Raw genomic sequence first — 16,934 nt, 5'->3', positions numbered from 1 at the left:
GTTTACCGAACCATCCACACGACATGAACGCTTCTACAGGTCCGATCCGGGGCAGCATCGTAGCCCTCATTACCCCGATGCTCGACGATGGCTCCGTGGACTACCCCGCGCTGCGCAAGTTGATCGACTGGCACATTGCCGAAGGTACCGACTGCATTGGCGTGGTTGGCACCACCGGCGAGTCCCCCACGGTCAGCGTGGAAGAGCATTGCGAAATCATCCGCGTGTCGGTAGAGCAGGCGGCAGGCCGCGTGCCCATCATGGCCGGCTGCGGTGGCAACTCCACCCGCGAAGCCATCGCCCTGGCCAAGTTTGCCAAGGGTGTGGGCGCTGATTGCCAGCTGCAGGTGGTGCCCTACTACAACAAGCCTACGCAAGAAGGCCAGTTCCAGCATTTCAAGGCCATTGCCGAAGCCACTGGCGATCTGCCCATCGTTCTGTACAACGTGCCCGGCCGCTCCGTCGCCGATATGGCGCATGACACCGTGCTGCGTCTGGCAGAAGTGCCCGGGATCATCGGTATCAAGGAAGCGACCGGCAATATCGAACGCGCCCAGTGGCTGATCAAGGAAGCGCCCAAGCATTTCTCCATCTATTCGGGTGATGACCCCACCGCCGTGGCTTTGATGCTGTGTGGTGGCCATGGCAACGTGAGCGTGACCGCCAACGTGACGCCCCGTCTGATGCATGAGCTGTGCGTGGCCGCGATTGCCGGCAATGTGGCCCGTGCCATGGAAATCCAGCTGCAACTACTGCCCCTGCACAAGGCGCTGTTTGTTGAATCCAACCCCATCCCCGTGAAGTGGGCCGTGGCCCGCATGGGCCTTTCCAAACAGGCCCTGCGCCTGCCTTTGACCCAGCTCACGGCGGCCAACCAGCCTGTCGTGGAGAAGGTGCTCCAAGCCGCCGGACTGATTTAAGTCTCCCTTACCGTTCTAGGACATTCGTGAATTCCACTTCCAAAGTTTTTCTGCTGGCTGCGGCCGTCGCGCTGGGGGGCTGTTCGGCCCTGGAATCCGACAAGGTTGACTACCGCAGCACGGCCAAAGCGCCTTCGCTGGACATTCCACCGGACTTGACCCAGTTGTCCAAAGACACCCGCTACACCGTGATCGGGGGTGCCGTATCGGCCTCCGGCTACCAGGCCAACCAGGCCGCCACCAGCAAGGCACCTATTGCGGCGCTCGCGGTGGGTGATGTGCGGATTGAGCGCGCTGGCAATCAGCGCTGGCTGGTGGTCAATCGCCCTGCCGAAAAACTATGGGAACCGGTGAAAGACTTTTGGCAGGAAAACGGCTTTCTGCTGGCCATGGACCAAAGCAATCTCGGCATCATGGAAACCGACTGGGCCGAGAACCGCGCCAAGATTCCGCAAGATCTGATCCGCGCCACACTAGGCAAGCTGCTGGACTCGCTGTACTCCACCGGCGAACGCGACAAATTTCGCACCCGTATTGAACGAGATGCCAACGGCAATAGCGAGGTTTTTATCAGCCACCGCGGCATGCAAGAGGTTTACACCAGCACGGGCGCAACCGCTACAGGTGACAAGCAGACTATGTGGCAACCCCGCCCCGCCGACCCAGAGCTGGAAGCAGAGTTTTTACGCCGCCTGATGGTCAAGCTCGGCATGACGCCGGAACAGGCCAAGGCACAGGTTGCGGCCAGCACGGCCAAACCCACCGCCACCGTGAGTACGGTGAATGGGCAACCCGCTGTCTTGCTCGAAGAGGGGTTCGACCGCGCTTGGCGCCGCGTCGGCCTGGCGCTGGACCGTACGGGTTTCACCGTGGAAGACCGGGATCGTAAACAGGGTATTTACTTTGTGCGCTATGTGGCTGCCACATCGGAAAATTCAGAACCCGGATTCTTTAGCAAACTGTTCAGCGGCTCAAACAAAGCCGCCCCACCCGCCAAGTACCAGATCGCCGTGCGCAGCCAGGGTGAAAGCTCCACCGTGAATGTGCTGGATGCCGCTGGGGCACCAGAAACCTCTGCCGTCGCCCAACGCATCGTCAAAGTGATTGCGGACGATATCAAGTGATCCTACCTAGGCTGCTTAGGGCAGCATAGGGACGAAAAAAAACCACCTTGCGGTGGTTTTTTTCATCTGCGAGCAGATTATTGCTTGGCTGGCTCGGAAGCAGCAGCGGCTGCAGGAGCAGCAGCAGGAGCTTCAGCAGCAGGAGCTGCAGCGGGTGCAGGAGCAGCAGCTGCGGGAGCAGCAGCAGGAGCTTCTTCTTTTTTACCGCAAGCAGCCAGGGCAGCGGCAGCGATCACGGCTGCCAAAACGAGAGATTTGTTCATTTTTAAAAACTAAGTGAGTTAACGAAACAATTTCCGGAAATTGTCTAACCAGCAAGCTGGCCAGCCCTGACAAAAAGCGTTCGATTTCTTTTCACCAGAGCTTGAAATTATACAAGACCCAAATTGGTGCCCACGGGTAAACCCTCTTGCCCCATTTACAGGCCCAAAATAGTTGCTGAAAATCCGGGAGAACTCTGCCGTCGGCATTCTTCCAACTCTTCGCGCAGCAGCACTCTACGCTGTGGTTCCGCACCCGCCACGCCCGCGCTGCGCGTCACATCCAGACGCCGCATGGCCCATGCGGGACTCCACAAGACACTGGGGAATTCGCTGGCATCCAGATGCTTGCAAACCCGGCATTCAATCAAGTGGTCCCACAGTCCACGCCATTGCACAAACCTGTGCTGGTTTCGCTGCACTCCCTCATAGCTGCGTGCCAGCATCGTCAAGCGCCCTCCTTTGCGCGACCATGCATGCAACGACTCGACCACCGCCTTTTCCCTTAGCGGCCAATCATTGAAGTCTGCATCGCTCCATACCATGTTAAGCCACCTCTCCTCAGCGGCACACGCCAATGCCTCGCGCACCAATTGCTTGAATTCGGAGGGCCCCGAGAAGGGACCGTTCAACAGGGGTGAAGTAGCGTCAGTCATCGGCATGCAACCAGCCGGAGGCGCACCAGTCTTCCAGCAACGCGCGTGCGCCTGTACTCAGGCGTTTGACCTCTACGGCGCCCAAGCCTCGGGTGTTCGCCAACTGCTGCATGAGCCGCGCATCCTTGCCCGCTGCATTGAAGCTCTCGCCGTTGATGAATACATGGTCTGCGTCATACAACATGCGTGTTTTACGGTCCAGGCGCACCGCGCCCTGCACGTCGCTGTCGCCACCTTCAAACCACACCTGGGCCTTGGGCTCACTCAGATACTCACCCAGCGCGCGGGCAACGGCCTTGGGGTCCTGCAGAGCAGCCTGCAAAGCCTCTTGGGCAAAGTCCAGCAAGGGCGCGGGCATGGCCCCACTATCAGCCACAGCACCTTGCTTGGGATCGCGGTACAAGCTGGGACTCACCTCATCCATCGCCTGCTCGGCCAGGCGCTGCAAGATTTCCTGCGCCAGCTCGGCCCGGTCGGGTGAGCGAAAGCCGATCGAGTAGGTCATGCATTCGCCTTCGGCCACCCCATCGTGCGCGTACTTGGGTGGCAGGTAGAGCATGTCGCCCGGCTCCAGCACGAATTCCTCCTCAGGCTCAAAGTTCGCCAAAATCTTCAATGGCATGTCGGGTTGCAGACTCAGGTCTTTCTGGCGGCCAATGCGCCAGCGCCGGCGGCCATGGGCCTGCAGCAGAAACACGTCGTAGCTGTCAAAGTGCGGCCCCACACCGCCGCCGTCGCTGGCGTAGCTGATCATCAGATCGTCCAACCGTGCATCGGGCACAAAGCGAAACTGGTTGATGAGCGCATGCACGCGCTCGTCATGCAAATCGACGCCCTGAACCAACAGGGTCCAGCCCGCCTGCTTGAAGGGGGGAAGCGCTTTACGCGCAAAGGGCCCATGCTTGAAACGCCAGCCCGTGGCGCCTTTGGCAGACGCCTGCACCACCAGCCGGGACTCCACGTCCTCCTGCGCCGCCAGATCCAGCAGCTCGGGGCGCTCCAGCAGGGGCTGAAAACCAGGGATGGCCTGGCGTATCACCAATGGCTTTTTTTGCCAGTGGCGTTGCATAAAAGTTTGGGGCGACAAACCGCCCAGGAGTTGCAAGGGTTCTTGGATGTTCATGGGACAATTCTGCATGGAAATTACTCAACAATGCGTCGTTGCCCTGACCTGGACGCTGAAAGACACCTTGGGCGAAGAACTGGACGTTTTGGACGAGCCAGTGGAGTTTTTACTGGGTGGCAATGACCTGCTGCCCCCGATTGAAGAGGCCCTCCAAGGTCACGTTGCAGGCGACAAGCTGGACTTGCAGATTGAGCCGGAGCAGGCCTTTGGCGACTTCAATGACCAACTGATCTTTTTGGAGCCACGCGCCCTGTTCCCCGCAGACCTGCAAGAGGGATTGACCATGGAAGGCCACGCCCTGCCAGCAGGCTGCAACCCGGACGCGCCCAAGGACACGCTCTACACCATCACCGATATTTACCCCGAGCACGTGGTGCTGGACGGCAACCACCCGCTCGCCGGCATTGCCATTCGCATCAGCCTGAAGGTGGAGTCGGTGCGCGAAGCGACCGAAGAAGAAATTGGCCGCGGCACAGCAGGCACCGGTTTTTTCCGCATTCAGCCAGTTCACGCCTCGGCCCCCGGCAGCGACACATTGCACTGAAGCGGCAATAGGACCGCTGCGGCTCAGGCCTTGCCGGTCGAGCCGTAGCCGCCCTCCCCGCGCTCGGACGCGGGAAATTCACTCACGACGTTGAACTGCGCCTGCACCACCGGCACGATCATGAGCTGAGCGATACGCTCCATGGGTTGGATCGTGAATTCCACGGTGCTGCGATTCCAGGCGCTCACCATCAGCTGGCCTTGGTAATCGCTGTCAATCAACCCTACCAGATTGCCCAGCACGATGCCGTGCTTGTGGCCTAGGCCCGAGCGCGGCAGGATCAGCGCCGCATAGGCTGGGTCTTCTAGGTAAATGGCCATGCCAGTGGGCACCAACTGCCAGGCATTGGGCGCCAGGGTCAGCGGTGCGTCCAGGCAGGCGCGCAAATCCAACCCCGCACTGCCGGGCGTGGCATAGTTGGGCAGGTTGTCGTGCAGGCGGCTATCGAGGATCTTGACGTCAATTTTCATGGGCTGGGTTCAGTGGGTGGCACGTTGGCGCTTGGCAATCTCGGCAACCAGTTGCCGAGCCAACGCCAATTTGGAATTACGCGGAAGTTCTTGCGCGCCTTGGGCGTCAACCAGCAGCAATGCGTTGTCGTCTTGTCCAAAGGTGGCAGGGCCAATATTACCCACCAGCAGCGGTACGCCCTTGCGCGCACGCTTGGCCGTGGCGTGGGCCAGCAGGTCATGGCTTTCGGCCGCAAAGCCTACGCAGAACAAGGCGCCGCCAGTGGCGCGCGGCGAGTGGGCAATTTCCGCGAGGATATCTACGTTCTCGACAAAGCCCAGCACGGGGGTGTTGCCGGAGCCATCTTTTTTGATCTTCTGGTCCGCAGCTTGGGCCGGGCGCCAGTCGGCCACGGCGGCGGTTGCTATAAAAATAGTAGCTGCTCGCGCAGACTCCACGGCGGCTACATGCATGTTTTGTGCAGATTTCACATCCACGCGCTGCACGCCACGTGGCGTGGGCAAGGCGACAGGGCCGGCAATCAGGGTCACGTCAGCACCTGCTTCGCGCGCAGCGCGGGCAATGGCAAAGCCCATCTTGCCGCTGGACAGATTGGTAATGCCACGCACCGGGTCAATCGCTTCAAATGTGGGGCCCGCGGTGACCAGCACCTTCTGGCCCGCCAGCACTTTGGGCTGAAAAAAGGCGATCACGTCTTCCAGCAGCTCCTGCGGCTCCAGCATGCGCCCGTCACCGGTTTCGCCGCAAGCCTGAAACCCGGACCCCACGCCCAACAAGGTAGCACCGTCGGCCTGCAGTTGGGCCAGGTTGCGCTGCGTGGCGGGGTGAGCCCACATCTCGCGGTTCATGGCAGGAGCCACCAGCAGCGGCACAGAATCAACAGGCCTCGCCAAGCACATCAGGCTCAGCAAATCGTCGGCACGGCCATGCAGCAGCTTGGCCATGAAGTCAGCGCTGCAAGGCGCAATCAGGATGGCATCGGCCTCGCGGCTCAGGTTGATGTGGGGCATGTTGTTGCGCTCGCGCGCATCCCACTGCGAGTCGTACACCGGGCGGTTGCTCAGCGCCTGCATGGTCACCGGGGTGATGAACTGCGCTGCCGCATCGGTCATCACCACCTGCACCGTGGCGCCCTGTTTGATCAGCGCACGACACAGCTCGGCCGCCTTGTAGCAGGCGATGCCGCCGGTAAGCCCCAGAACAATGTGTTTACCTGATAAATCCATGGAGTGCCTCTAGAGCCGAGGACCGCAATGTAGCAGACGCCTATAATCTCGCTTTACCACCTCATCGAACCCATAGGTTCGCCCCTGACATGACCAAATTTGTCTTCGTCACCGGCGGTGTGGTGTCTTCCCTTGGCAAGGGAATCGCCTCAGCCTCCTTAGCTGCGATTCTGGAATCGCGGGGCCTGACAGTCACCCTCATCAAGCTTGACCCCTACCTCAACGTAGACCCCGGCACCATGTCGCCCCTGCAGCACGGCGAGGTGTTTGTCACCGACGACGGCGCAGAAACCGATCTGGACTTGGGCCATTACGAGCGTTTCATTGAAACGCGCATGCGCAAGACCAACAACTTCACCACCGGCCAGATCTACAAGAGTGTGCTCGACAAAGAGCGCCGCGGTGACTACCTGGGCAAGACCGTGCAGGTCATCCCCCATGTGACCAACGAGATCCAGGAGTTCGTCAAACGCGGTGCGCGCTTTGGCGAGCCCGATGCCGTGGATGTGGCGATTGTGGAAATTGGGGGCACTGTGGGTGACATCGAGTCCTTGCCCTTCCTGGAAGCCGTGCGCCAGATGAGCCTGAAGCTCGGCCCCAACAACAGCGCCTTTGTGCACCTGAGCTACGTGCCCTGGATCGCCGCCGCGGGCGAACTCAAGACCAAGCCCACTCAGCATACGGCCAAGCAACTGCGCGAAATCGGCATCCAGGCCGACGCCCTGCTGTGCCGTGCCGACCGCCAAATTCCGGACGAAGAACGCCAGAAAATTTCGCTGTTCTCCAACGTGCCCGAGTGGGGCGTGATCTCCATGTGGGACGTGGATACCATCTACAAGGTACCGCGCATGCTCCATGAGCAAGGCCTGGATGGCCTGATCTGCGACAAGCTGCGCCTGAACACACCGCCTGCCAACCTCAAGCGCTGGGACGACCTGGTGTACGAGACCGAGCACCCGCAAGGTGAAGTCACCATCGCCATGGTCGGCAAGTACGTGGACCTGACAGACAGTTACAAATCCGTCAACGAAGCGCTGCGCCACGCCGGCATGAAGAACCATGTGCGCGTCAAAATCGAGCACGTGGATTCGGAAACGATCGACACTGCCAGCGTGAACCAGCTCGCCAAGTACGACGCCATTTTGGTGCCTGGCGGCTTTGGCAAGCGCGGCATCGAAGGCAAGATCAGCACGGCCCGCTTCGCCCGCGAAAACAAGGTGCCTTACCTGGGCATCTGTCTGGGCATGCAGGTCGCCACCATCGAGTTTGCTCGCCATGTGGCCGGCCTCAAGGAAGCGAACAGCACCGAGTTCGAACCCGACAGCCCCAACCCCGTGATCGCGCTGATCACCGAGTGGAGGGATGCAGACGGCACCATCAAAACGCGTGATGCCAACTCGGACCTGGGCGGCACCATGCGCCTGGGCGCACAGAGTTCCGACGTGACCAAGGGCACGCTGGCCCACAAGATCTACGGCAACGTGGTGACCGAGCGCCACCGCCACCGGTATGAGGCCAACGTGAATTACCTGGAGCAGCTGCGCCAGGCGGGCCTGGTGATTTCTGCGCTGACCCAGCGCGAGCAGCTCACTGAAATTGTGGAGTTGCCACAAACCGTTCACCCCTGGTTCGTCGGTGTGCAATTCCACCCCGAATTCAAGTCCACGCCCTGGAATGGTCACCCTCTTTTCAATGCCTTTATCAAGGCAGCGGTGGACCACCAGTCCGAAGGCAAAAGTTTGAAGGCGGTCGCCTGATGAAGCTCTGTGGATTTGACGCAGGCCTGGAGCACCGCTTCTTCCTGATCGCCGGCACCTGCTCCATCGAAGGACTGGAAATGTCCATCGAGGTGGCTGGCCAGCTCAAGGAGGCATGCACCTCTTTGGGTATCCCCCTGATCTACAAAGGCTCCTTCGACAAGGCCAATCGCTCGTCCGGCACCAGCAAGCGCGGCGTCGGCCTGGACGCCGGTCTGAAAATTCTGGATGAGGTACGCCGCCAGCTGCAGTTGCCCATCTTGACCGATGTGCATGACGAATCCCATGTTGCCGAGGTCGCCAGTGTGGTGGACGTGCTGCAGACCCCCGCCTTCCTGTGCCGCCAAACCGACTTCATCCGCGCCGTGGCACAAAGCGGCAAGCCGGTGAACATCAAGAAGGGCCAATTCCTCGCACCCTGGGATATGAAGAACGTGATTGACAAGGCCCGCGCCGCCGCCGAAGAAGCTGGGCTCTCGCCCGACCGCTTCTTGGCCTGCGAACGCGGTGTGAGTTTTGGCTACAACAACCTTGTGGCTGACATGACTAGTTTGGCGGAAATGCGCAAGTCGGGTGCGCCGGTGGTGTTCGACGTGACCCACTCGGTACAAAAGCCCGGTGGCCTGGGTGGCACCAGCGGTGGTGCGCGCGACATGGTGCCCGTGCTGGCCCGAGCTGGAGTAGCCGCTGGTGTGGCCGGGCTCTTCATGGAGACCCATCCCCGCCCCGCCGAGGCCTGGTCCGACGGCCCCAATGCGGTGCCGCTGCGCCACATGAAGGCCTTGCTGGAAACCCTGGTTGCGTTAGATTCCGTAACCAAAAAAACCCCGTTCCTGGAGAACAGTTTCGAGTAGTCGCGAGCATGATTCGGTCTGCTGTTTTTGTTTGTGTGTTTTTGAACTTGAAAGAAACCAATGAGCGCTATTGTTGATATCGTCGGTCGCGAAATTCTGGACTCCCGCGGCAACCCCACCGTGGAATGCGACGTGTTGCTGGAATCCGGCACCATGGGCCGTGCAGCCGTTCCCTCCGGTGCATCGACCGGTTCACGCGAAGCCATCGAGCTGCGCGATGGCGACAAGAAACGCTACCTCGGCAAGGGCGTGCTCAAGGCCGTGGAACACATCAACACTGAAATCTCCGAGGCCGTGTTGGGCCTGGACGCTTCCGAGCAAGCCTTCCTGGACAAGACCTTGATCGATTTGGACGGCACGGAGAACAAGAGCCGCCTGGGTGCGAACGCCATGCTGGCTGTCTCGATGGCCGTGGCCCGCGCTGCAGCCGAAGAAGCGGGTTTGCCCCTGTATCGCTACTTTGGCGGCATGCGCAGCGTGCAAATGCCCGTGCCCATGATGAACGTGATCAACGGCGGTGAGCACGCCAACAACAACCTTGACCTGCAAGAGTTGATGATCATCCCCGTGGGCGCTCCCAGCTTCCGCGAAGCCCTGCGCTGGGGCGCCGAAGTGTTCCACGCGCTGAAGAAGATCCTGCACGACAAAGACATCAGCACGGCCGTGGGCGACGAAGGTGGCTTTGCCCCCAACGTAGAAAACCACGAAGCCGCCATCCAGATGATTCTGGAAGCGATCGACAAAGCCGGCTATGTGGCTGGTGAGCAAATCGCCCTGGGCCTGGACTGCGCCGCCTCCGAGTTCTACAAAGACGGCAAATACAACCTGGCCGGCGAAGGCCTGATCTTGTCGAGCCAGGAATGGACCGACATGTTGGCCACCTGGGTCGACAAATACCCCATCATCAGCATCGAAGACGGCATGGCCGAAGGCGATTGGGACGGCTGGAAGATCCTGACCGACCGTCTGGGCAAAAAAGTTCAGATCGTCGGTGACGATTTGTTCGTGACCAACACCAAGATCCTGAAAGAAGGCATTGACAAGGGCATCGCCAATTCGATCCTGATCAAGATCAACCAGATCGGCACCTTGACCGAAACCTTCGCCGCGATCGAAATGGCCAAGTGCGCTGGCTACACCGCCGTCATCAGCCACCGTTCGGGCGAAACCGAAGACTCCACGATCTCCGACATCGCTGTGGGCACCAACGCTGGCCAGATCAAGACCGGTTCCCTGAGCCGCTCGGACCGCATGGCCAAGTACAACCAATTGCTGCGCATCGAAGAAGACTTGGGTGATGTGGCTGTGTACCCCGGCCGCGCTGCGTTCTACAACCTGAAGTAATGGCCCCCACGCTCACGCTCTTCGAGTCGTTCGCTGCCCCCCATGGGGGCCGCGTTTCGCCTTGGGGCGGCCCGGCGGCGAAACTACGCGTGCGAGGCTGAGCGTGGGAAACCGACTTGTTCCAGCCGCGCTGATCGCGTTGTTGGTCATCTTGCACGCCCAGCTGTGGTTTGGGCGCGGCAGCGTTCCCAATGTGTCCCGGCTGGCCAGCCAGCTGGACGCCCAAAAGCAGCACAACGCCCTGGCCGCCCTGGCCAATGAGCGCTTGTCCGCCGAAATCCATGACCTGCGGGAAGGCCTGGAGATCGTGGAAGAAAAAGCCCGCTCCGAATTGGGCATGGTGAAAGCCAACGAGATTTACGTGCAAGTGGCCCGCTGAGCGGGCTCTGATGGCCGCATGAAAATTGCCATCCTGGGCGCGGAATGCAGTGGCAAGTCCACGCTGAGCCAGGCGCTTCTCGCACCGCTGGCCACCTTTTACCCTGAAGTCACCGTCATTGACGAGTACCTGCGCACCTGGTGCAACGCGCATGGTCGCCCACCCCAGGCGCATGAGCAGGCCCATGTGGCCCATATCCAAGCACAACGTATCCAGCAAGCCACGGCAGCGTGCGTGGTCGTCGATACGACTCCCCTGATCACCGCGGTCTACAGCGATGTGTTGTTCAACGACCCCACGCTATACCCCGAAGCCATTGCCTTTCAGCGCACACTGGACGCGACCCTGGTCATGGGACTGGATGTGGCATGGGTGGCGGATGGGATACAGCGCGATGGCCTCGCCATTCGGCAACGCATGGATGCGCGTTTGCGCGAGGTTCTGCTCGCACACAAATTGCCCTTTGCCAGCGTTTACGGCCAGGGTGCCCGGCGCACCGAGGCTGCGCTCACCGCACTCACCCACGCCAGCACCAAACACCATGCGCCGCAAGACAACGGCCAGCCATGGGTATGGGTGTGCGACACCTGTTCCGATGCCACCTGCGAACACCGGCTGTTCAGCCGGTTGACGCCAAACTCAGTGGGGCGTTGAGCCACCCGCCACACGCTGCACCGGCTCTGCAAACAGCTCCGCTGCGTCCACCGGGTCAAAGCGGTACTGCACGCCACAAAACTCGCACGCCACTTCGATGTCTTCGCGCTCGGTCAGGATGGTTTCCACCTCCTCGCGCCCCAGACCCACAATCATTCGGGCCACCCGCTCGCGGCTACAGCTGCAGACAAAGCGCGGAGCGGTCTCACCCTCCAAGGGCTCAAAGCGGACCAGCTGCTCTTCCCAAAACAGGCGACGCAAAATCGTATCCACATCCAGGTTCAGCAACTCGTCGCGCTTGAGGCTACTGGCCAGCGTGGCGATGCGGTTGTAGTGCTCATTCACGCCAATTGCGTCTTCATTCTCTTTGGACACCATGCTGCCCGACAGATTGCCCTGCCCCGCCATGGGCAGACGCTGGATCAGCAATCCCGCCGCCACCCTGTCATTGGCGGCCAGCACCAGCGTGGTGTCCAGCTGCTCGCTCTGCAGCATGTAGTGCTCCAGCACCTCGCTGAGCTTTTCGATCGGCCGTCCGTGGTCGTCAAACAAGGGCACCACGCCCTGGTAGGGCTGCTGCCCCGGGAATTTGGTTTTGGGGTCCAGGGTGATGGCGCAGCGACCCTGGTTGCTAACGTTCACCATCTGGCTCAGCGTCGCGTCCGGCGCCATGTCGCCAGCCACCGTAGCGGTGGCACGCAAAGTCAGGTCGGACTGCACCTCCACCACGGCCACCTTCACGGGTCCGTCACCAAAAATTTGCAACACCAAGGCGCCATCAAACTTGATGTTGGACTGCATCAGGGTAGCCGCAGCCGTCATCTCACCCAGCATGTCCTGCACCGGCACGGGGTAGGCGTCCGTGACCGAGTTGGACGCCCTGCGCCGCAGTATTTCCACCCAGGCATCGGTCAAGCGCACGATGGCGCCCCGCACGGGCAAGCCATCAAACAAAAACTTGTGCAATTCAGACACACACGTCTCCAATCAAGCCAGGCCAGCATGGCCCAGCGGGGTTAAGCTATTTTCTTCAGCCCGTTTTTGAAACGCTGGGCATTTTCAACGTAGTGCAGTGCACTCATGCGCAGGCCTGCCTGTTGCTCGGGCGAGAGTTCGCGCAAGGCCTTGGCCGGGCTGCCCAAGATCATGGAGCCATCGGGGAACTCCTTGCCCTCGGTCACCAAGGCCCCTGCGCCCACGATGCAGCCTTTGCCGATTTTGGCCCCGTTGAGCACGATGGCACCGATGCCAATCAGCGAGCCATCACCCACGGTGCAGCCGTGCAGCATGACCTTGTGGCCCACGGTCACGTTCTCTCCAATGGTCAGCGGCTTGCCGATGTCGGCGTGCAGCACGCTGGCATCCTGAATATTGGAGCCTTTGCCGATGCGGATGGTCTCGGTATCGCCACGCACCACCGCACCAAACCAGACACTGGCGTCGTCAGCCAGCTCCACATGGCCCATCACTTGGGCACTATCAGCCACCCAGGCTGACGGGGCCACACGGGGTGCCACTCCATCGAGTTCATAAATGGCCATGTTGTACTTTCAGAAGCGCGCAAAACCTAGAATTGTAGAGATGGAACTCCGACACCGCGCGCTATATGCCTTTTGCCTGACCGATGCGCTTGAAAAGGCCGACGCAACACAGGCGCTGTGGGCAGACGCCGCCACACTCCCGCTGGACACCGCGGTGGTATTGCCCTGGCCAGAGCAGCCGGGGCGCCCACCTCACCCCGTCCAGGTGCACCCCAAAGATGTGCCGCGCCGCACACCGTTCACCGCAGAGGGCCATGCAGCGCTCATGCACTCGATAGCCCACATTGAGTTCAACGCGGTCAACCTGGCCTTGGATGCAATCTGGCGCTTTCCAGACATGCCCACCGCGTACTACCTGGACTGGCTGCGCGTTGCCCAGGAGGAAGCCCAGCACTTCAAGCTGCTGCAGGCCCATCTGCGCGCCCGCGGGTATGACTACGGGAGCTTTCCGGCCCATGAGGGCCTGTGGACCGTGTGCGACAACACCCGCCACGACGTGGTGGCCCGCATGGCCCTGGTGCCCCGCACCATGGAAGCCCGCGGGCTGGATGCCATACCCCTGATACAAGCCAAACTGCGCAAAGTGGGAACGCCTGACGCCTTGCAAGCGATGGCCATCCTGGATGTCATTCTGGAAGAAGAAGTGGGCCACGTGGCCATTGGCAACCAGTGGTACCACTGGCTTTGCAAGCAAAAAGCACTGGAACCCGGCGCGTTCTATGCGCAAGCTGCTATCAAACATGCAGCACCCCGTCCCAAGCCCCCCTTCAACCTGGAGGCCCGCAGACGCGCAGGATTCTCGGAGGCGGAAATGCAGGCCTTCTCGGGCCCGGCGTGAACCACAAGCCCACGTCTAGAATGCACTGAACACTGCACTGCACCATGTCTGACCCCTCCCCAACCGCATCCAGCCCTGCCTCCATTGCGATTGCCCGCCAGGCCATCCTGGATGCCCAACGCATGGTGTTTGGCTACGAGTTGTTTGACCGCTCGGTGCAAGCCAACCAACACACCGCCTCCAGCGACGCACAGCTGCTGTTCAACCTGCTATCCATGGCAGACAACGAACCGCTGATGGACCGCAAAACCCTGTTCATCAACTGCACCCACGACAGCCTGGCCGGCGGCCACCTGGAACTCGTCGCCCCCGACCACATCGTTCTGGAGATTCCGCCGCTGTCCGTCTCGGAGGTAGACCAGATCAAGACCCGCTTCCCCACCTTGCAAACCATTCGCGACCGCGGTTTCCGGCTGGCGTTTGACTACTCGGTGCTCACCCGCTCCTACGAAGACTGGCTGCCCCTGGCCTCCTTTATCAAGTTCGATCTGTCGGTCCTCAAGCCGCAGGCGGTAGCCTCATTCATCAAGCTGGCCCGGGCAAAGTCCAGTGCCGTGCTGATTGCCGAAAAGGTAGAGACCGCGCAGCAGCACGAGATGCTGCAGGAGCTGGGCATCACCCTGTTCCAGGGCTACTGGTTTGCCAAACCGGTGCTGGTGGAGGGCCAAACCATTCGGCCCGCGCAGGCCACCATCCTGCAGCTCATCAACCTGGTGCGCAAACAAGCCAGCACCAATGAGATCGAGGAAGTGCTCAAGCGCGACCCTACCCTGTCGTTCAACCTGCTGCGCTTCATCAACTCGGCGGGCTTTGGCCTGCGCACCGAAGTCACCTCCTTCAAGCATGCGGTCATGCTGCTGGGACTCAAGAAGCTGTTCAAGTGGGCCGCCTTGCTGCTAACCACCTCGCAGGCAGGTGACACACCACCTGCCGTAGGCACCACCGCCGTGGTGCGGGGCCGGCTCATGGAACTTCTAGCGGGCGAAACTTTGCCCGCCGATGAATGCGATAACGCGTTCGTGGTGGGCGTGTTTTCGCTGTTGGATACCTTGCTGGGCATTCCCATGCCTGCCGCCCTGGCCACACTCACACTGCCGGAATCGGTCACCAACGCCCTGCTCTACCGCACCGGTCCGCTGGCGCCCTACCTGCTGCTCACGGAAGCCTGCGAATCGGGGGACGATGACGCCTTTGCCCAAACCACAACGGCCTTGGGTCTGAGCAGCAACCAGGTGAACTGGGCCCACCTGCAGGCACTGGCCTGGGCCGAAACCTTGCTCGAATAAGCGCTACGCCGCTAGCCGCGCGGATGGTGCTGGGCGTGCAGCGCGGCCAAACGTTCGCGCGCCACATGGGTATAGATGGTGGTGGTGGAAATATCTGCATGGCCCAGCAGCATCTGCACCGAGCGCAAATCGGCCCCGTGGTTCAGCAAATGCGTGGCAAATGCATGGCGCAGCGTGTGTGGCGACATCGGAACGCGAATACCCGCCGCCAGCGCATATTTTTTCACGATACCCCAGAACATCACGCGGGACATGGCGCTGCCCGCCTGCACGCCGCGCGAGGTGATGAACAAGTCCTGCGTTTGTTTGGGGCCCAGCAACTCCGCGCGCGCCTGGCCCAGGTAGCGCTGCAGCCACTGTGCCGCCACTTCGCCAAACGGCACCAGGCGCTCCTTCGATCCCTTGCCCAGCACGCGCAGCACGCCCTCATTCAAGCCCAGGTTCAGCGTGCGCAGCGTCACCAGTTCACTGACACGCAGCCCGCTGGCGTACATCAATTCCAGCATGGTGCGGTCGCGTATTCCCAGCGCAGTACTGGTATCCGGCGCGGCTAGCAGGGCCTCTACCTGGGCTTCAGTCAGGGTCTTGGGTACGCGCAGAGCCTGCTTGGCGGCCTGCAGTTTCAGCGTAGGGTCGGCCGCCACCAGCCCCTCGCGCAGGGCCCAGCGGAAGTAGCGCCTGAACACGGTCAAGCGCCGGTTGGCCGTGGTGGCTTTGGTGCGTGCGTGCTGTGCGCCAAAGTAGGCCTGGATGTCGTGCTCCTGCACGCTTGGCAAGCTGCGCCCCTGCAGCCATTGGGCAAACAGGGTCAGGTCACGCCGGTAGGCCTGCAGGGTATTTTTGGACAGGCCCTCTTCCAGCCACAGAGCATCGATGAAGGCGTCCACCGACGCGGTGTCGGCGGCGACACGCTCGGTCATTCCAATTTCAGTTTGGCAGTCTCCACCACTTTCTTGTACACCTCATACTCGGCTTTGATCTGGGCCGTGAATTGCTCGGGCGTATTGCCCACGACCAAGGAGCCCGTCTCTTCGATGCGCTTTTTCACGGCCGGATCTTCCAGCACCTTACGCACCGCGGCATTCACCTTGTCCACCACTTCCTTGGGCAAGCCCTTGGGGCCGTAAATGCCGTAGAACGCCATGCGGTTTACCGGCTCCAGCCCCACCTCCTTGAAGGTGGGCACATTGGGCATCTGGGGCAGGCGCTGGGGCGCCGCCACCACGATGGGCACCAGCTTATTGCTCTGGATAAAGGGCAAGGCCGATGGCAGGTTGTCAAAAATCAGCGGCACCTGGCCGCCCACCGTGTCGTTCAGGGCCGGGCCGGCGCCGCGGTAGGGAATGTGCGTGATGAACACACCGGCCAGGCTCTTGAACAACTCGGTCTGCATGTGACCAATGCCCCCTGTCCCCGACGAAGCGTACGAATACTGCCCGGGATGGCTTTTGACCTCAGCCAAGAAGCCCTTGTAGTCCTTGGCCGGGAAGCTGGGGTGAACCGCAATCACATTGGGCGTGGCCGCAATGTTGACGATGGGCGTGAAGTCGGTGAGCGGGTTGTAGGGGTTCTTGGGGTTGATGGCCGGATTGGCCGCCACGGTGGACACCGTAGCAATGCCCAGCGAATACCCATCGGGCACTGCCTTGGCCGTTTCGTTCGCACCCACTACACCACCACCACCCGCCTTGTTTTCCACAATCACGCTTTGGCCCAACACCTTGCCCAGCGGATCGGCGATCACGCGGGCAATGATGTCGGTGGTGCCACCGGGTGCAAACGGCACCTGCAGCTTGATGATTTTGTTGGGATAGCCCTGTGCCAGCGCAGCACTGGAGGCGGCCACCAGGCCCAGGGTGAACAGCAGACGACGCATGTGATTTCTCCTGTGGAATTTGCCGAATGGTACCCCGCGCGCTTGCTTTCGCCATGCTGATTTGCGCGTACGTGGAAA

Annotated in this window: 19 protein-coding genes; 11 read left to right on the top strand and 8 right to left on the bottom strand. The window is 61.0% G+C overall.

Translation table 11 applies throughout. The annotated features are described in order from the left end of the window. Positions 1 to 23: 23 nt before the first annotated feature. The 3 genes from dapA to AC1DZ5_RS18275 are packed head-to-tail and all read left to right on the top strand — an operon-like array spanning position 24 to position 2,324. Positions 24 to 920 carry a 4-hydroxy-tetrahydrodipicolinate synthase gene (gene dapA, locus AC1DZ5_RS18285; protein WP_477891655.1) on the top strand — a complete coding sequence of 299 codons (897 nt, stop codon included), beginning with the start codon at positions 24 to 26 and terminating at the stop codon, positions 918 to 920. Positions 921 to 946: 26 nt separating this feature from the next. Next, positions 947 to 2,044 (top strand): outer membrane protein assembly factor BamC, encoded by a 1,098-nt coding sequence (gene bamC, locus AC1DZ5_RS18280; protein WP_477891653.1) that lies wholly within the window; start codon positions 947 to 949, stop codon positions 2,042 to 2,044. A 52-nt stretch (positions 2,045 to 2,096) separates the two neighbouring features. Beyond that, the gene (locus tag AC1DZ5_RS18275) at positions 2,097 to 2,324 is read left to right on the top strand and encodes a hypothetical protein (RefSeq protein ID WP_477891651.1); all 228 of its coding nucleotides are present in this window, start codon (positions 2,097 to 2,099) and stop codon (positions 2,322 to 2,324) included. A 138-nt stretch (positions 2,325 to 2,462) separates the two neighbouring features. Here AC1DZ5_RS18275 and AC1DZ5_RS18270 read toward each other — a convergent pair whose 3' ends face one another. Together AC1DZ5_RS18270 and AC1DZ5_RS18265 are read right to left on the bottom strand one after the other, a co-directional pair. Continuing rightward, positions 2,463 to 2,960, bottom strand: coding sequence for a hypothetical protein (locus tag AC1DZ5_RS18270; protein ID WP_477891649.1), 498 nt, complete (start codon positions 2,958 to 2,960; stop codon positions 2,463 to 2,465). Continuing rightward, positions 2,953 to 4,083, bottom strand: coding sequence for a JmjC domain-containing protein (locus AC1DZ5_RS18265; RefSeq protein ID WP_477891647.1), 1,131 nt, complete (start codon positions 4,081 to 4,083; stop codon positions 2,953 to 2,955). Before AC1DZ5_RS18265 ends, AC1DZ5_RS18270 begins: the two co-directional genes overlap by 8 nt. 13 nt (positions 4,084 to 4,096) lie before the next feature. Here AC1DZ5_RS18265 and AC1DZ5_RS18260 point away from each other — a divergent pair, with 13 nt between their 5' ends. After that, the gene (locus AC1DZ5_RS18260) at positions 4,097 to 4,630 is read left to right on the top strand and encodes an FKBP-type peptidyl-prolyl cis-trans isomerase (RefSeq protein ID WP_477891645.1); all 534 of its coding nucleotides are present in this window, start codon (positions 4,097 to 4,099) and stop codon (positions 4,628 to 4,630) included. Between the two features lie 23 nt (positions 4,631 to 4,653). On the opposite strand, the gene dut is transcribed toward AC1DZ5_RS18260, so the two are convergent. Both dut and coaBC read right to left on the bottom strand, forming a co-directional pair. Continuing rightward, on the bottom strand, positions 4,654 to 5,100 hold the full coding sequence (gene dut / locus AC1DZ5_RS18255) for a dUTP diphosphatase (RefSeq protein ID WP_477891643.1): 447 nt from the start codon (positions 5,098 to 5,100) through the stop codon (positions 4,654 to 4,656). Between the two features lie 9 nt (positions 5,101 to 5,109). Further along, positions 5,110 to 6,327 carry a bifunctional phosphopantothenoylcysteine decarboxylase/phosphopantothenate--cysteine ligase CoaBC gene (gene coaBC / locus AC1DZ5_RS18250; RefSeq protein WP_477891641.1) on the bottom strand — a complete coding sequence of 406 codons (1,218 nt, stop codon included), beginning with the start codon at positions 6,325 to 6,327 and terminating at the stop codon, positions 5,110 to 5,112. 89 nt (positions 6,328 to 6,416) lie between these two features. Between coaBC and AC1DZ5_RS18245 the strand changes: the two genes are divergently transcribed. The 5 genes from AC1DZ5_RS18245 (at position 6,417) to AC1DZ5_RS18225 (ending at position 11,315) form a co-directional block, all read left to right on the top strand. After that, positions 6,417 to 8,084 carry a CTP synthase gene (locus AC1DZ5_RS18245; RefSeq protein ID WP_477891639.1) on the top strand — a complete coding sequence of 556 codons (1,668 nt, stop codon included), beginning with the start codon at positions 6,417 to 6,419 and terminating at the stop codon, positions 8,082 to 8,084. Next, entirely contained in the window at positions 8,084 to 8,938 is an 855-nt protein-coding gene (gene kdsA / locus AC1DZ5_RS18240; protein WP_477891637.1) for a 3-deoxy-8-phosphooctulonate synthase, read from the top strand. Before AC1DZ5_RS18245 ends, kdsA begins: the two co-directional genes overlap by 1 nt. Positions 8,939 to 8,998: 60 nt before the next feature. After that, a complete protein-coding gene (eno, locus tag AC1DZ5_RS18235) occupies positions 8,999 to 10,282 on the top strand; it encodes a phosphopyruvate hydratase (RefSeq protein WP_477891635.1) in 1,284 nt (427 codons plus the stop codon). 103 nt (positions 10,283 to 10,385) lie between these two features. Further along, positions 10,386 to 10,661 carry a septum formation initiator family protein gene (locus tag AC1DZ5_RS18230; RefSeq protein ID WP_477891633.1) on the top strand — a complete coding sequence of 92 codons (276 nt, stop codon included), beginning with the start codon at positions 10,386 to 10,388 and terminating at the stop codon, positions 10,659 to 10,661. A gap of 18 nt (positions 10,662 to 10,679) precedes the next feature. Then, positions 10,680 to 11,315, top strand: a complete 636-nt coding sequence (locus AC1DZ5_RS18225) for an AAA family ATPase (RefSeq protein ID WP_477891631.1) — start codon at positions 10,680 to 10,682, stop codon at positions 11,313 to 11,315. Here AC1DZ5_RS18225 and hslO read toward each other — a convergent pair. Both hslO and AC1DZ5_RS18215 read right to left on the bottom strand, forming a co-directional pair. After that, the gene (gene hslO / locus AC1DZ5_RS18220) at positions 11,301 to 12,290 is read right to left on the bottom strand and encodes an Hsp33 family molecular chaperone HslO (protein WP_477891629.1); all 990 of its coding nucleotides are present in this window, start codon (positions 12,288 to 12,290) and stop codon (positions 11,301 to 11,303) included. The genes AC1DZ5_RS18225 and hslO overlap by 15 nt on opposite strands. A gap of 41 nt (positions 12,291 to 12,331) precedes the next feature. Then, entirely contained in the window at positions 12,332 to 12,856 is a 525-nt protein-coding gene (locus AC1DZ5_RS18215) for a gamma carbonic anhydrase family protein (protein ID WP_477891627.1), read from the bottom strand. A gap of 40 nt (positions 12,857 to 12,896) precedes the next feature. Between AC1DZ5_RS18215 and AC1DZ5_RS18210 the strand changes: the two genes are divergently transcribed. Beyond that, on the top strand, positions 12,897 to 13,694 hold the full coding sequence (locus tag AC1DZ5_RS18210; protein WP_477891625.1) for a ferritin-like domain-containing protein: 798 nt from the start codon (positions 12,897 to 12,899) through the stop codon (positions 13,692 to 13,694). A gap of 44 nt (positions 13,695 to 13,738) precedes the next feature. Next, positions 13,739 to 14,980, top strand: a complete 1,242-nt coding sequence (locus AC1DZ5_RS18205) for an EAL and HDOD domain-containing protein (RefSeq protein WP_477891623.1) — start codon at positions 13,739 to 13,741, stop codon at positions 14,978 to 14,980. 11 nt (positions 14,981 to 14,991) lie between these two features. Here AC1DZ5_RS18205 and xerD read toward each other — a convergent pair whose 3' ends face one another. Then, the gene (xerD, locus tag AC1DZ5_RS18200) at positions 14,992 to 15,900 is read right to left on the bottom strand and encodes a site-specific tyrosine recombinase XerD (protein ID WP_477891621.1); all 909 of its coding nucleotides are present in this window, start codon (positions 15,898 to 15,900) and stop codon (positions 14,992 to 14,994) included. Continuing rightward, the gene (locus AC1DZ5_RS18195; RefSeq protein ID WP_477891619.1) at positions 15,897 to 16,856 is read right to left on the bottom strand and encodes a tripartite tricarboxylate transporter substrate binding protein BugE; all 960 of its coding nucleotides are present in this window, start codon (positions 16,854 to 16,856) and stop codon (positions 15,897 to 15,899) included. The genes xerD and AC1DZ5_RS18195 overlap by 4 nt, the downstream gene beginning before the upstream one ends. Between the last annotated feature and the right edge of the window lie 78 nt (positions 16,857 to 16,934).

It is taken from the genome of Rhodoferax sp. P1_F3 (assembly GCF_056405715.1).
The sequence above is the reverse complement of the archived record's forward strand: the minus strand, read 5'-3'. Positions and strand labels throughout refer to the sequence as shown.